The sequence below is a fragment of the Acidovorax sp. Root568 genome, from assembly GCF_001427445.1.
GTDB classification, from domain to species: domain Bacteria; phylum Pseudomonadota; class Gammaproteobacteria; order Burkholderiales; family Burkholderiaceae_C; genus Acidovorax; species Acidovorax delafieldii.
Window position 1 is genome coordinate 465,531 of sequence record NZ_LMGP01000015.1, and the last position, 12,907, is coordinate 478,437.

The following is a 12,907-nucleotide window of genomic DNA, read 5'->3' on the forward strand; positions in this document are numbered from 1 at the left end:
CAGGCGCGGCACGCCCACTGGCCGCACACCTGCGAACTGTCCGTTTCAGCCCCGGTCAGCGCGCGCAGGCCGCATGCCCCCGGGCGCGGACACGGCCGTGAGTGGCAGCTTGTTGATGGTGAGCTCGCAGCCAAAGTTGTCGGGCGAAAACACGAGGGTCGAGCCCGGGGCCACCAGGGGCAGGGTTTCGTGGATCTGCCGTGACATGTCCACCGGCGGCACCGGAGCACGGTACACGATGTCCTTGTCAGGGCCATAGACGACGTAGCAGGATGCAGCGGCCGTCTGGCTGAACAGGGCAGCCACCAGGGCTGCGGCGGCATAGGGGAAAGCGGTCGTCATGGTATGGCTCCTCATGCAAGCAGATCTGCCGAGAATTATGCGGGCTTCTGCCAGCACCGCCAATCCGGTGGGTGTACGCGCATGGTGTGGAGTCAGCGCAGGTACAGGTGGTTGGTGTGCTTGACCTCTTCCATCACCGCATAGGTCCGCGTCTCGCGCACGCCGGGCAGTTGCCACAGCACATTGCCCGCAAACACGCGGTAGGCATTCATGTCGGCCGATCGCGTCTTGAGGAGGTAGTCAAACCCGCCCGCCACCATGTGGCATTCCATGATCTCGGGGTGCACCTGCACGGCGGCCTTGAACTGGTCGAACACGTTGGGCGTGGTGCGGTCCAGCAGCACCTCCACAAACACCAACATGCCCGCGCCCAGCTTCAGAGGGTTCAGGCGCGCCTCGTAGCTCAGGATGAAGCCATCGCGCGTGAGGCGCTGCACCCGCGCCAGCACGGCCGTGGGCGACAGGGCCACCGCCTCGGCCAGCTTGAGGTTGGCAATGCGGCCGTCCTCCTGCAGGATTGACAGTATCTTGCGGTCAATCCGGTCCAGATCGGGTTCTGTTTGCATTTTTGTTAGCGATTTATTCGGCACATATGCCAATTTTCGACCATTTATTCACCACCAACCCAAGGATCATCGCCAATAACACGCCCAACCAACACTTCCCACCGTGTTGGGCCCCGCCAAATCCCTGAAAGACACCGCCATGACGCAGCCCTCCGCCCCGTTTGCAGACTTCGCGCCCCGCACACCGCTGAACAACCCGCTGCGCGCCGCCATCACCGCCGCCACCCGCCGCCCCGAGCCCGAGGCCCTGGCCCCGCTGCTGGCCCAGGCCCGCCTGCCTGCCGATCAAGCGGCGTCCGCCGAGCAACTGGCGCTGCGCATTGCCAAGGCGCTGCGCGAACGCAAGGCCAGCGCCGGGCGCGCAGGCATCGTGCAGGGGCTGCTGCAGGAGTTTTCTCTGTCGTCGCAAGAAGGCGTGGCGTTGATGTGCCTGGCCGAGGCGCTGCTGCGCATCCCCGACAAGGCCACACGCGATGCGCTGATCCGCGACAAGATCAGCCACGGCCAGTGGGATGCCCACCTGGGCAAGAGCCCGTCGCTGTTCGTCAACGCCGCCACCTGGGGCCTGCTCATCACCGGCAAGCTGGTGGCCACGCACAGCGAAGGCAGCCTCGGCAACTCGCTCAGCCGCCTGATCGGCAAGGGCGGCGAGCCCCTGATCCGCAAGGGCGTGGACATGGCCATGCGCATGATGGGCGAGCAGTTTGTGACCGGTGAAACCATCGACGAAGCGCTGCGCAACGCCCGCACGATGGAGTCCGAGGGCTTTCGCTATTCGTACGACATGCTGGGTGAGGCCGCGCTGACCAGCGAAGACGCCAAGCACTACTACGCCTCGTACGAGCAAGCCATCCACGCCATTGGCAAGGCCTCTGCCGGTCGCGGCATCTACGAAGGGCCCGGCATCTCCATCAAGCTCTCGGCCTTGCACCCGCGCTACAGCCGTGCGCAATTTGGCCGCGTGATGGACGAGCTGTACCCGCTGGTGTTGCGCCTGACCGCGCTGGCCAAGCAGTACGACATTGGCCTGAACATCGACGCCGAAGAAACCGACCGCCTGGAGCTGTCGCTGGACCTGCTGGAGCGCCTGTGCCACGAGCCCACGCTGGCGGGCTGGAACGGCATTGGCTTCGTCATCCAGGCCTACCAAAAGCGCTGCCCCTTCGTCATCGACTACGTGGTCGACCTGGCCCGCCGCTCCCAGCGCCGCCTGATGGTACGCCTGGTCAAAGGCGCCTACTGGGACAGCGAAATCAAGCGCGCCCAGGTCGATGGGCTGGAGGACTACCCCGTCTACACCCGCAAGGTGCACACCGACATTTCGTACATCGCCTGCGCCAAGAAGCTGCTGGCCGCGCCCGAGGCCGTGTACCCCCAGTTCGCCACGCACAACGCCGAGACGGTGGCCACCATCTACCAACTGGCAGGCAGCAACTACTACGCAGGGCAGTACGAATTTCAGTGCCTACACGGCATGGGCGAGCCGCTGTACGAGCAGGTGGTGGGTGCCATCACCGCGGGCAAGCTCGGCCGCCCCTGCCGCATCTACGCCCCTGTGGGCACCCACGAAACCCTGCTGGCCTACCTGGTGCGCCGTTTGCTCGAAAACGGCGCCAACACCTCGTTTGTGAACCGCATTGCCGATGAAACGATTGCGCTGGATGAGCTGGTACGCAGCCCCGTGCAAGTGGTCGACCAGCAAGCCGCGGCAGAAGGCACCGCGGGCCTGCCCCACCCCCGCATTGCCACGCCCCAGGGCCTGTATGGCGCGCACCGCAGCAACTCGCGCGGGCTGGATCTGTCGAACGAAAACACGCTGACCGAGCTGGCCACCACCCTGCAAGCCACGGCAAGCCACGCCTGGACGGCAGCGCCTCTGCTGGCTACTGACTTGCCCGCAGGCACCACCCAGCCCGTGCGCAATCCTGCTGACCACAGCGATGTGGTGGGCCAGGTGCAAGAAGCCACCACCGCCGACGTAGACCAGGCCCTGGCGCACGCCCAGGCCGCCACAGCCCCTTGGGCCGCCACGCCGCCCGCCGAGCGCGCCGCCGCCCTGCTGCGCACCGCCCACCTGCTGGAAGCGCGCATCCAGCCCCTGCTGGGTTTGCTGATGCGCGAAGCGGGCAAAAGCGCCAGCAATGCCGTGGCCGAGGTGCGCGAGGCCGTGGACTTTCTGCGCTACTACGCGGCCCAGGTGCAAAGCACCTTCGACAACACCACCCATATCCCGCTTGGCCCCGTGGCCTGCATCAGCCCCTGGAACTTCCCGCTCGCCATCTTCATGGGCCAGGTGGCGGCCGCGCTGGCCGCAGGCAACCCCGTGCTGGCCAAGCCCGCCGAACAAACCCCGCTGATCGCCGCCGAGGCAGTGCGCCTGCTGTGGCAGGCCGGTGTGCCCCGTGCCGCCGTGCAACTGCTGCCCGGCCAGGGCGAGACCGTGGGTGCCCGCCTGATTGGCGACGCCCGCGTGATGGGCGTGATGTTCACCGGCTCCACCGAAGTGGCGCGCATCCTGCTGCGCACCGTGGCCGGGCGCTTGGATACCGCAGGCCGCCCCATCCCGCTGATTGCAGAAACCGGTGGGCAGAACGCGATGATCGTGGACTCATCCGCATTGGTCGAGCAGGTGGTTGGCGACGCGGTGTCGTCCGCCTTTGACAGCGCAGGCCAGCGCTGCTCCGCCCTGCGCGTGCTGTGCGTGCAAGAAGAAGCTGCGGACCGCGTGGTGGAGATGCTGCAGGGCGCCATGGGCGAACTGCGCGTGGGCAACCCCGGAGCGCTGCATGTGGACGTGGGCCCCGTCATCGATGCCGAAGCACAAGCGGGCATCGTCCGACACATCGAGAACTTCAAGGCCAAGGGCCATCGGGTGTTCCAGCACCCGAACCATGTGTCGGCCGCCGGCGTACAAGGCACCTTCGTTCCCCCCACATTGATCGAACTGAACCACATCGGTGAGCTGGAGCGCGAAGTCTTCGGCCCCGTGCTGCACCTGGTGCGCTACGCGCGCGACGACCTGGATCGCCTGCTCGACCAGATCAACGCCACCGGCTACGGCCTGACGCAAGGTGTGCACACCCGCATCGACGAAACCATTGCCCGCGTGGTGAACCGGGCCCATGCTGGCAACGTGTACGTCAACCGCAACATGGTCGGCGCCGTGGTGGGCGTGCAGCCCTTTGGCGGCGAAGGCCTGTCGGGCACGGGGCCCAAGGCAGGCGGGCCGCTGTACCTGCTGCGCCTGCTGTCGCAACGCCCGGCCGATGCGCTGGCCCGCACCTTTGCCGAGGCCGACCGCACCAGCACACCCGATACTGAGCGGCGCGAGCGCCTGCTGGCACCGCTGACCACGCTGGAGCAATGGGCGCTGGAACAAGGCAATACCGCGCTGACCGCCACCTGCCAGCGCTTCGCCCAGCAAACTCAAAGCGGCACCGCTCGCACCCTGCCCGGCCCCACCGGAGAACGCAACGTCTACACCCTGGCGCCCCGTGCCCGCGTTCTGTGTCTGGCGCAAAGCACGGACGACCTGCTGGTACAGACGGCTGCCGTGCTTGCCAGCGGCGGCACCGCCCTGTGGCCCACGGCCCAGGCCCACCTCCGCACACAGCTACCCACGCTGGTGCAGGCGCAGGTTCTGCTACAGGACAACACACTGAACGACGGCACGCAGGCGCTGGACGCCGTGCTGCACCATGGCGACGCCCCATCCCTGCATGCGGTGTGCACCGCCCTGGCCCGCCGCACCGGACCCATCGTGGGCGTGACTGCGCTCCAGCCCGGCGCGACCGATATCCCACTGGAGCGCCTGCTCATCGAACGCGCGTTGAGCGTGAACACGGCGGCGGCAGGGGGCAATGCGAGCCTGATGACCATTGGATGAGCGCACGGCACTTGGTTGTCATCCGTCAGGGAGAAATTTGAATCAAATTAGCTGCTAGCGCATATTTTTCATGCGCTAGCAGCTATTGATTCAATAGCAATCAAGAAGGCGATGCCAGCGGCAGATTGAGCAAGAGATTCTGCGGCTTGATGCGCACCACACCCTCGACGTTGGTCGCCAACCCCATATACACCGGCTTGCCCGCCACATCGGCGCGCATCTCGGCCGGGTTGGCAAAGGTCAGCGTGAACAGGCTCACCAGCCGCGCCATGCGCTCAGGCTCCACGGGCCGGTCCTGGTACAGGTCGTTGAGGATGGCGGTGGACTCCACATCCAGCCCCACATGCCAGCGCCAGGCGCTGTCGGTGACCTCGTGCACAGGCTCGATCAACACCTGCACACCCAGCAGGTGGGCGACCCAGCGCTCCAGCACCCGCGCCAGCGCCTTGAGGCCCGAGCGGGCGCGGGTCATCTTGAAGGTCAGGCCATGGCTCAGGTCCTGTGTCAGCTCATGGGTCAGGTCGAGCAGAAAGTGGTGGCGGTCACTCTCCTGCCAATATTGCGCCGCATTGTCGGCCGACAGCACCTTGACCTGCGCCGTGGGCTGCAGTGCACCGCTTTGCAACAGCAAGCGTCCCACCTCGCCCAGGCCCGCGGTCTCGTTGAGCATGTCGAGCGTCGCCCGGTCGCCTGCCAGCATTTGCCCGTCTTGCAAGGTGATGCGCTGCGGCCGAAACAGCATCTCGGCAGCGCGGGCTTCGAAGGCGTCGCTGCAGTCGTCCAGCACGTTGCGCAGCAGGGCCTGCACCACAGCGTCAATGAACACGACGGGCACGTTCACCGAGCCACTGCGCATGAGCTGCAGGTAGTAGGCCTCCAGCGTGCCAGCAGCGAGCAAGCCATCTCGGAAGCGCAGGAACACGGTGTAGTTCTCGCGGGCATCACTGTCCTGCAGAGCAGCAAGTTCTTCTCCAGATACCTTGCGTGCAGGGGTAACACCCAGTGATGCGTTCAATGCCCGCTCCGCCGCGCAGGACTCGGGCACCAACGCCAACTCTGGGCGGGCCAGCAGCCAACACAAGTATTCATCGGTCGGTACCAACCATCCCCGCGTATCGCGCAACAGGGCAGAAAACCCGCAACCAGGCCAGAAATCTGTGGAAGTCATGTTCATGGAATGAGAGCTCGCGCGCACGGCAAAGCAGCGTTGATGAGGCAGGAAGGAGGCGCCAGGAATCGAGGGAAGGAGGCCGGACCGTCGGCGCGAGGGAGTGAAAAAGCTCCCAGGCCGCAATGGGTGCCGCCCCTGGCTAAAAACATCACCCACCAATCCGCATATTTTGCCCGGCTCCACACGACGCGCGAACCGCAATGTCAAAGCCCTGCGCGCAGGGGCGTCAATTCACGGCACGCAGGCGTGCACACCAGATGTCATCCCTAAAAGCCAAACAGGCCCGGTTTTATGGCGCTTACTGAAAAGACAGCGAACGGCAGCTGGAGGACCATAGGGCCAATAACCGCATAACCACCCTGGCACGTTGCCAGCGGATGAATGATCGTTCCTCAGAAGGAGTCGCACAATGCTCGATATCTCAAAAGCTACCAACATGCTGACTTCGCTGGGTGTCTCCAGCACACTGGCGGCCAAGGTTGCCGAGCGAACGGCACAAAGCCAGGGAGGTACCGACGCTCTCGCGTTCCTCAAAGAACTCCAGACCACGTTGAAAGAGTTCTCCTCCGAGAGTGCGGCTGGCAGCAGTACAGCGAGCGCCACGTCTACAACGACGGCGTCAACCAAACCCTATCAATCCACCTCAGCCCTGTACAAGACAGGCACGGAGACTGGCGAAGCCACCGAATCCACCGCCAAGGCGCCCTTCAACAACCTCACGGAGTTCCGTGCCTGGGAAAAGGGTCTGGGAGACACACTGGCAGAAGACTACGAGGTTCCAGACTACGTACGGATGATTTCGACCTCACTCGGTGGAGGCGATGAGGCTGTCGTGAGCCGCTACATGTTCTTCAAGAACAACCCGGAGTTCGCCGCCGACTACGCGGCGATCCGCAGCGGCGAATTGTCGAAATTCCCCACGGATGGTTCCACACTGGTCAAAAGCGACCTGTCCACTATGCCCACAGAGACTGCGGCGTACTACAAGGGACATACCGCCGAACTATTGGCAGCCGAGGGTTTCAACATGGACCCCACGCTCGCCAAAATGCGGATGGAAGGAAAAGTGGAGATCCCTGAAGGCGCCAATCCCTCAAACTGGCTGATGAGCAACAAGTGGACTGCCAACGGCATCGTGGCCCAAGACAATCGCACCGTCTTCGCCCATGCCCCTTATATCGGCCTGGATGGCAAAGGCGCCGATACCTATCGCAGAACCACCTACGACGCGACCACCAACAGCATCATCGACCACGAGGGCGTTGCTTACGACCCCGTGACCGGTGAGGCCCGGGCCTGAGCGAGCGGACCGCCGCTCGTCACCCGAAGCCAATAGGCCCAAAAGCGCCACCATCAGATGACGGCAGGCCTTGAGGGCATGCACCGCCAAGAATGCCTGTGTCGTTTGTCTCCCTGTCACCCCTGTGGGTCAAGGCAAGCAGGTTAACGGCGTCAGAGAACGCTTATTCCCACTCAATGGTAGCTGGCGGCTTGCTGCTCACGTCGTATGTCACGCGGTTGATGCCGCGCACTTCGTTGATGATGCGGCCGGACACCTTCTTGAGCAGCGCATAAGGCAGTTCAGCCCAGTCGGCGGTCATGAAGTCGCTAGTCTGCACGGCGCGCAGAGCCACCACGTAGTCATAGGTGCGGCCGTCGCCCATCACACCCACGCTCTTGACGGGCAAGAACACGGTGAAGGCCTGGCTGGTGAGGTCGTACCAGGTCTTGCCGGTGGCTTCGTCACGGAAGTTGCGTAGCTCTTCGATAAAGATCGCGTCGGCACGGCTCAGCAGGTCGGCGTATTCCTTCTTCACCTCGCCCAGGATGCGCACGCCCAGGCCGGGGCCGGGGAAGGGGTGGCGGTAGACCATGTCGGGCGGCAGGCCCAGGGCCACGCCCAGTTCGCGCACTTCGTCCTTGAACAAATCGCGCAGGGGTTCCAGCAGCTTCAGGCCCAACTGCTCGGGCAGGCCGCCCACGTTGTGGTGGCTCTTGATGGTGACGGCCTTCTTGCTCTTCGCGCCGCCGGATTCGATCACGTCGGGGTAGATCGTGCCCTGGGCCAAAAAGGTGGCGCCCTTGTGGCCACCGGTGCCGGCCTTGAGCTTCGCGGCTTCGGCCTTGAACACGTCCACAAACAGGCCGCCGATGATCTTGCGTTTTTGCTCGGGCTCGCTCACCCCGGCCAGCTTGCCCAGGAACAGGTCACTGGCGTCCACGCGGATGACCTTGGCGTGCAGCTTGCCCTCGAACATGTCCATGACCATGTCGCCTTCGTTCAGGCGCAGCAGGCCGTGGTCCACAAACACGCAGGTGAGCTGGTCACCAATGGCGCGGTGGATCAGCGCGGCAGCCACGGACGAATCCACGCCGCCCGACAGGCCGAGGATCACCTCCTCATCGCCCACCTGCTCGCGGATCTTTTGCACAGCCTCTTCGATGTAGTCGCCCATGACCCAGTCGGCACGGGTGCCGCAGATGCCCAGCACAAAACGCTCCAGCAAAGCGCGGCCCTGCACGGTGTGTGTGACTTCAGGGTGGAACTGCACGGCGTAGTAGTGGCGGCTTTCGTCGGCCATGCCAGCGATGGGGCATGAGGGTGTGGAGCACATCACCTTGAAGCCCGGGGGCAAGGCAGTGACCTTGTCGCCGTGGCTCATCCAAACCTTGAGCATGCCGTGGCCTTCGGGCGTGGCGAAGTCTTCGATGCCCTTGAGCAGTTCGGTGTGGCCATGGGCGCGCACTTCGGCGTAGCCAAATTCGCGGGTGTTGGAACCCTCGACCTTGCCGCCCAACTGCTGGGCCATGGTCTGCATGCCGTAGCAGATGCCCAGCACGGGGATGCCGAGTTCAAACACCGCATCCGGCGCCTTGTCATCCACCTCGTACACGCTGGCGTGGCTGCCCGACAGGATCACGCCCTTGAGCGAGCCGTCCTTGGCATAGTCGCGGATCCACTCGTCGGTCACGTCGCAGGGGTGCACCTCGCAGTACACATGGGCCTCGCGCACGCGCCGGGCGATGAGCTGGGTGACTTGCGAGCCGAAATCGAGGATGAGGATTTTCTGGTGTTGCATGGTGGTGGTCCGTCAGAGGCTGGAGAGATCAAGAAGCGGGACGCCGCTGCGCTGGGCGGCAGCGATCTGGTGAGAATCAAAGGTGGCCAGAGGCAGGCGCAGCGAGCGCGCCAGCCACAGGTACGCAGCATCAAAGGTGGGCAGGCCGGTTTCCAATGCCACGTCGAGCACGGCTTTGTGCTGGGCGGGGGCCAGTTCGTGCAATTCGACGCGGTGACGAATGGCTTCGAGCACGCCCCACAGGCCTTCGACGGAAGCGGCTGGAATGCGCCCGCTGTTCACACCGGTGGCCAGTATGTTGTGGCACTCCCAGTGCCAGAGGTTGGGCGCCTGCGGCTCGACCTCATCGCGGCGGATCAGGGCGTACAGGCGGCGGGTGTGTTCGCTGGCCGCGTCCGGCAACAACCAGGCGGCAGTGACCGAGGCATCGAGCACGAAAGCGGTCATGCAGTGCTCCGCCCTGCACGGCGCAAGCCATCCACTGTTGTTGACCCAGCGGGTTGAATGCTGGCATGCAACACGTCCATCTGGCCCAGTTCGCGCGCAATCTGTTCGTCAGAAATCACTGGGCGGCGGCGCACCGGCAGCATGCGCACCACCTCTTTGCCGTGGCGGGTGATGCGCACTTCCTCGCCCTGCTCGACCAGTTCGATCAAGGCAGAGAACTTGCTTTTCGCTTCGTAGATGCCAACGGACTGCATAAATAAAAAAAGTCTGGCCTGAATGGTGAATTCAGACCAGACTATATCAGTCTGACCAGATTTTTTCAATCAGGCCAGATCGGCTTACAACGATCAGTCAGCGCGGTAGTTCGGCGCTTCCTTGGTGATCTGCACATCGTGCACGTGGCTTTCGCGGATACCAGCAGTGGTGATCTCGACGAACTCGGCCTTGTTGTTCATCTCTTCGATCGTGGCGCAACCGCAGTAGCCCATGGAGGCACGCACGCCGCCAGCCATCTGGTAGACGATGCTGACCATGGAGCCCTTGTAGGGCACGCGGCCTTCGATGCCTTCAGGCACCAGCTTGTCAGCGTTGGGGTTGCCGGTGCTCGATTCCTGGAAGTAGCGGTCTGCACTGCCCTGCTGCATGGCGCCAATGGAGCCCATGCCGCGGTAGCTCTTGTAGCTGCGGCCCTGGAACAGAATGACTTCGCCGGGCGCTTCTTCGGTGCCTGCAAACATGCCGCCCATCATCACCGTGCCTGCGCCAGCGGCCAGGGCCTTGGCGATGTCGCCGCTGTAGCGGATACCACCGTCGGCAATCAGCGGCACGCCGGTGCCCTTGAGGGCCGTGGCCACGTTGTCGATGGCCATGATCTGGGGCACGCCCACACCCGCCACGATGCGGGTGGTACAGATGGAACCTGGGCCGATACCGACCTTGACCGCATCCGCACCGGCCTCAACCAGTGCCAGGGCTGCAGCGCCGGTCGCGATGTTGCCGCCGATCACGTCGATCTGCGGGTAGTTCTGCTTGACCCAGCGCACGCGGTCGATCACGCCCTTGCTGTGGCCGTGGGCCGTGTCCACCACGATGGCATCCACACCGGCCTTGACCAGGGCTTCAACGCGTTCTTCGGTACCCTCGCCCACACCCACCGCCGCGCCTACGCGCAGGCGGCCTGCGGCATCGCGGGCCGCGTTGGGAAAGCTGGTCTGCTTGGTGATGTCCTTCACCGTGATCAGGCCCTTGAGTTCAAAGGCGTCGTTCACGACCAGGATGCGTTCGAGCTTGTGCTTGTTGAGCAGCGCCTTGGCTTCGGCCGGCGTGGTGCCCTCTTTTTCATTGACCGTGATGAGCTTCTCGCGCGGGGTCATGATCTGGTGGACCTTGACGTCGTAACGGGTCTCGAAGCGCAGGTCGCGGCCGGTGACGATACCCACCACCTTGCCGCCGTCGCACACGGGAAAGCCAGAGATGCCCAGTTGTTCGGACAGCTGGAGCACCTGCAGCACGGTGTGCTCGGGGGTGATGACCACGGGATCACGCAACACGCCAGACTCGTAGCGCTTGACCTTGGCCACATGAGCAGCCTGCTCTTGCGCCGTGAGGTTCTTGTGCACGATGCCGATGCCGCCCTCCTGGGCAATGGCAATGGCCAGACGCGCCTCGGTCACGGTGTCCATGGCAGCGGACACGAGCGGCAGGTTCAGTTGGATATTGCGGGAGAGTTTCGTCGCGAGGGACGTGTCCTTGGGCAGGACCTGGGAGTACGCTGGCACCAGCAACACATCGTCGAAGGTGAGCGCTTTTCCAAGAAGGCGCATGAGAAAGCTCCAAAAAACGGATTGTACCCGCGCCGCGTGTGGTGAAAACGCGCCCACCCGTCTGTAACGCACTGGCGGGGGGGGAATCACATGGATAAACTTGTCCGCATGAAAATGCACAAGCTTCTCCTGCTGGCCGTGGCCTGCACCTGGGCCATGGGCGCGGCGGCGCAATGGCAGTGGACAGACAAAGACGGGCGCAAAGTCTTCAGCGATCGTCCGCCACCACCCGATATCCCCGAAAAAAGCATCCTGAAACAGCCTGGGGGCAACCGCCCGGTACGGACTGCAGTGCCGGCCGCGCCAGCAGCCTCTGACGCAGCGCCCGCAGCAGCTGCTGCAGCCCCCAAGACCGCTGCCAGCGCCCCAGGTGCAGGCAAGGACAAGGAGCTGGAAGAGAAGAAAGCCCAGGCCGAGGCCGCAGAAGCCGCCAAGAAAAAGGCCGAGGACGAAAAGATCGCCAAGGCCAAGGCTGAAAACTGCACCCGCGCACGCGCAGCCAAAGCAGCGTTCGATGCTGGCAAGCCCATCACACAAGCGAACGCCCAGGGTGAAAAAATCTTCCTGGATGGCCCCGCCCGCGCGGCCGAAGCCAAGCGCATCGACGAGATTGTCGCGGCCGACTGCGTACGCTGAGCTGCATGCTGCTCCGCTACCGCGCGGATCAACTCAGCAGTATCAGTAGCCTGACTTGCCCCCTGGTCGGCGGCGCGCAAAGAGTCCTGTAGTGCGCGCCCCTTGTCGGGCAAAGCGCTCCCGCCGTGCTACCTTGGGGTCCACCTTCAAAGGTCGGTAGATTTCTACGCGGTCCTGGGGCTGCAACACCCCATCCAGATTGGCAGCACGGCCCCAGATACCGACGCACGGTGCGCCCCCCTCCTCCAGCGCGGACAGCGTGGCCATACCGCAGCTGGCGTGCAGGGCATCCGCTACCGTGGCGCCCACCGGCAAATCCAGAGTCCACTCACGCACCTCGCGCGGAGCCAGGCAGACGACGACGGTGATAGCGATGGTCGCCGAGGCACCTCCACCCACCTCAGCCATAGACCTGTTCCGCTCGCTTAACGAAGGCATCGACCATGCTCCCTGCGATGCGGTCAAACACCGGCCCCACCAGCGTGGCCAACGCAGCACTGTCAAACCCATAGTTCAGCATCAACTCCACCTTGCACGCACGCTGCGTGCCGTCCCCCACGGGATGAAAGTGCCAATCCCCGTCCAGCCGTGAGAACGGTCCTTTCACCAGATGCATCTGCACACGCCTGCCCACTTCGTGCGTGTTGCGTGTGACAAAGGTCTGGCGAATGCCGCTGAATGCAATGCCCACCTCGGCGGTCATGCCCTCTTCGGTCTGCTCCAGCACTGCGGCGCGGTCGCACCAGGGCAGGAACTGCGGGTAGTGCTCCACCCCGGTGACCAGGGCAAACATCTCTTCGGGGCTGTACCAAATGAGGACGGACTTGTGGACGGTTTTCATGCAGGCAGCTGGCGCGGGGCTTTCGAAGGGGAAAGGCGGGCCGGGGAAACTAGAATCACGGGTCTCTGAACGGCCACAATTGTATGTAGGGAGACCTTTTATCTCCCGCAGGGCG

At 64.0% G+C, this 12,907-nt stretch carries 12 protein-coding genes; 3 read left to right on the forward strand and 9 right to left on the reverse strand.

From position 1 onward, the window contains the following. Nucleotides 1–45 precede the first annotated feature (45 nt). Both ASD75_RS13975 and ASD75_RS13980 read right to left on the reverse strand, forming a co-directional pair. Nucleotides 46–342, reverse strand: a complete 297-nt coding sequence (locus ASD75_RS13975) for a hypothetical protein (protein WP_099730513.1) — start codon at nucleotides 340–342, stop codon at nucleotides 46–48. Nucleotides 343–434: 92 nt separating this feature from the next. After that, nucleotides 435–908, reverse strand: a complete 474-nt coding sequence (locus ASD75_RS13980; RefSeq protein WP_056746471.1) for an Lrp/AsnC ligand binding domain-containing protein — start codon at nucleotides 906–908, stop codon at nucleotides 435–437. 139 nt (nucleotides 909–1,047) lie between these two features. Here ASD75_RS13980 and putA point away from each other — a divergent pair, with 139 nt between their 5' ends. Beyond that, nucleotides 1,048–4,794: a trifunctional transcriptional regulator/proline dehydrogenase/L-glutamate gamma-semialdehyde dehydrogenase gene (gene putA, locus ASD75_RS13985; RefSeq protein WP_056746473.1), complete on the forward strand. Its 3,747-nt coding sequence runs from the start codon at nucleotides 1,048–1,050 to the stop codon at nucleotides 4,792–4,794. A 100-nt stretch (nucleotides 4,795–4,894) separates the two neighbouring features. Here the strand turns inward: putA and ASD75_RS13990 are convergent, their stop codons facing one another. Continuing rightward, entirely contained in the window at nucleotides 4,895–5,962 is a 1,068-nt protein-coding gene (locus ASD75_RS13990; RefSeq protein WP_056746731.1) for a DUF6352 family protein, read from the reverse strand. Nucleotides 5,963–6,374: 412 nt separating this feature from the next. On the opposite strand from ASD75_RS13990, the gene ASD75_RS13995 reads away from it, so the two are divergent. Further along, nucleotides 6,375–7,265, forward strand: a complete 891-nt coding sequence (locus ASD75_RS13995; protein ID WP_056746475.1) for a hypothetical protein — start codon at nucleotides 6,375–6,377, stop codon at nucleotides 7,263–7,265. A 163-nt stretch (nucleotides 7,266–7,428) separates the two neighbouring features. Here ASD75_RS13995 and guaA read toward each other — a convergent pair whose 3' ends face one another. The 4 genes from guaA to guaB all read right to left on the reverse strand — a co-directional run bounded on the left by guaA (nucleotide 7,429) and on the right by guaB (nucleotide 11,315). Continuing rightward, nucleotides 7,429–9,045 carry a glutamine-hydrolyzing GMP synthase gene (guaA, locus tag ASD75_RS14000; RefSeq protein ID WP_056746477.1) on the reverse strand — a complete coding sequence of 539 codons (1,617 nt, stop codon included), beginning with the start codon at nucleotides 9,043–9,045 and terminating at the stop codon, nucleotides 7,429–7,431. A 12-nt stretch (nucleotides 9,046–9,057) separates the two neighbouring features. After that, nucleotides 9,058–9,492 (reverse strand): type II toxin-antitoxin system VapC family toxin, encoded by a 435-nt coding sequence (locus tag ASD75_RS14005; protein WP_056063857.1) that lies wholly within the window; start codon nucleotides 9,490–9,492, stop codon nucleotides 9,058–9,060. Further along, nucleotides 9,489–9,746: a type II toxin-antitoxin system Phd/YefM family antitoxin gene (locus ASD75_RS14010; RefSeq protein WP_056746479.1), complete on the reverse strand. Its 258-nt coding sequence runs from the start codon at nucleotides 9,744–9,746 to the stop codon at nucleotides 9,489–9,491. Before ASD75_RS14010 ends, ASD75_RS14005 begins: the two co-directional genes overlap by 4 nt. A 93-nt stretch (nucleotides 9,747–9,839) precedes the next feature. Continuing rightward, nucleotides 9,840–11,315, reverse strand: a complete 1,476-nt coding sequence (gene guaB, locus ASD75_RS14015) for an IMP dehydrogenase (protein ID WP_055398151.1) — start codon at nucleotides 11,313–11,315, stop codon at nucleotides 9,840–9,842. Between the two features lie 108 nt (nucleotides 11,316–11,423). Between guaB and ASD75_RS14020 the strand changes: the two genes are divergently transcribed. After that, nucleotides 11,424–11,951: a DUF4124 domain-containing protein gene (locus tag ASD75_RS14020; protein WP_056746481.1), complete on the forward strand. Its 528-nt coding sequence runs from the start codon at nucleotides 11,424–11,426 to the stop codon at nucleotides 11,949–11,951. A 42-nt stretch (nucleotides 11,952–11,993) separates the two neighbouring features. Here ASD75_RS14020 and ASD75_RS14025 read toward each other — a convergent pair whose 3' ends face one another. Next, on the reverse strand, nucleotides 11,994–12,359 hold the full coding sequence (locus tag ASD75_RS14025; RefSeq protein ID WP_056746483.1) for an RnfH family protein: 366 nt from the start codon (nucleotides 12,357–12,359) through the stop codon (nucleotides 11,994–11,996). Continuing rightward, nucleotides 12,352–12,792 carry a type II toxin-antitoxin system RatA family toxin gene (locus tag ASD75_RS14030; protein WP_056746485.1) on the reverse strand — a complete coding sequence of 147 codons (441 nt, stop codon included), beginning with the start codon at nucleotides 12,790–12,792 and terminating at the stop codon, nucleotides 12,352–12,354. Before ASD75_RS14030 ends, ASD75_RS14025 begins: the two co-directional genes overlap by 8 nt. Nucleotides 12,793–12,907 lie beyond the last annotated feature (115 nt).

What these genes read in the sequence shown, in the direction of transcription:
- ASD75_RS13975 (WP_099730513.1), bottom strand. Translation starts at nt 342, where the DNA reads ATGACGACCGCTTTCCCCTATGCCGCCGCAGCCCTGGTGGCTGCCCTG.
- ASD75_RS13980 (WP_056746471.1), bottom strand. Translation starts at nt 908, where the DNA reads ATGCAAACAGAACCCGATCTGGACCGGATTGACCGCAAGATACTGTCA.
- putA (WP_056746473.1), top strand. Translation starts at nt 1,048, where the DNA reads ATGACGCAGCCCTCCGCCCCGTTTGCAGACTTCGCGCCCCGCACACCG.
- ASD75_RS13990 (WP_056746731.1), bottom strand. Translation starts at nt 5,962, where the DNA reads ATGACTTCCACAGATTTCTGGCCTGGTTGCGGGTTTTCTGCCCTGTTG.
- ASD75_RS13995 (WP_056746475.1), top strand. Translation starts at nt 6,375, where the DNA reads ATGCTCGATATCTCAAAAGCTACCAACATGCTGACTTCGCTGGGTGTC.
- guaA (WP_056746477.1), bottom strand. Translation starts at nt 9,045, where the DNA reads ATGCAACACCAGAAAATCCTCATCCTCGATTTCGGCTCGCAAGTCACC.
- ASD75_RS14005 (WP_056063857.1), bottom strand. Translation starts at nt 9,492, where the DNA reads ATGACCGCTTTCGTGCTCGATGCCTCGGTCACTGCCGCCTGGTTGTTG.
- ASD75_RS14010 (WP_056746479.1), bottom strand. Translation starts at nt 9,746, where the DNA reads ATGCAGTCCGTTGGCATCTACGAAGCGAAAAGCAAGTTCTCTGCCTTG.
- guaB (WP_055398151.1), bottom strand. Translation starts at nt 11,315, where the DNA reads ATGCGCCTTCTTGGAAAAGCGCTCACCTTCGACGATGTGTTGCTGGTG.
- ASD75_RS14020 (WP_056746481.1), top strand. Translation starts at nt 11,424, where the DNA reads ATGAAAATGCACAAGCTTCTCCTGCTGGCCGTGGCCTGCACCTGGGCC.
- ASD75_RS14025 (WP_056746483.1), bottom strand. Translation starts at nt 12,359, where the DNA reads ATGGCTGAGGTGGGTGGAGGTGCCTCGGCGACCATCGCTATCACCGTC.
- ASD75_RS14030 (WP_056746485.1), bottom strand. Translation starts at nt 12,792, where the DNA reads ATGAAAACCGTCCACAAGTCCGTCCTCATTTGGTACAGCCCCGAAGAG.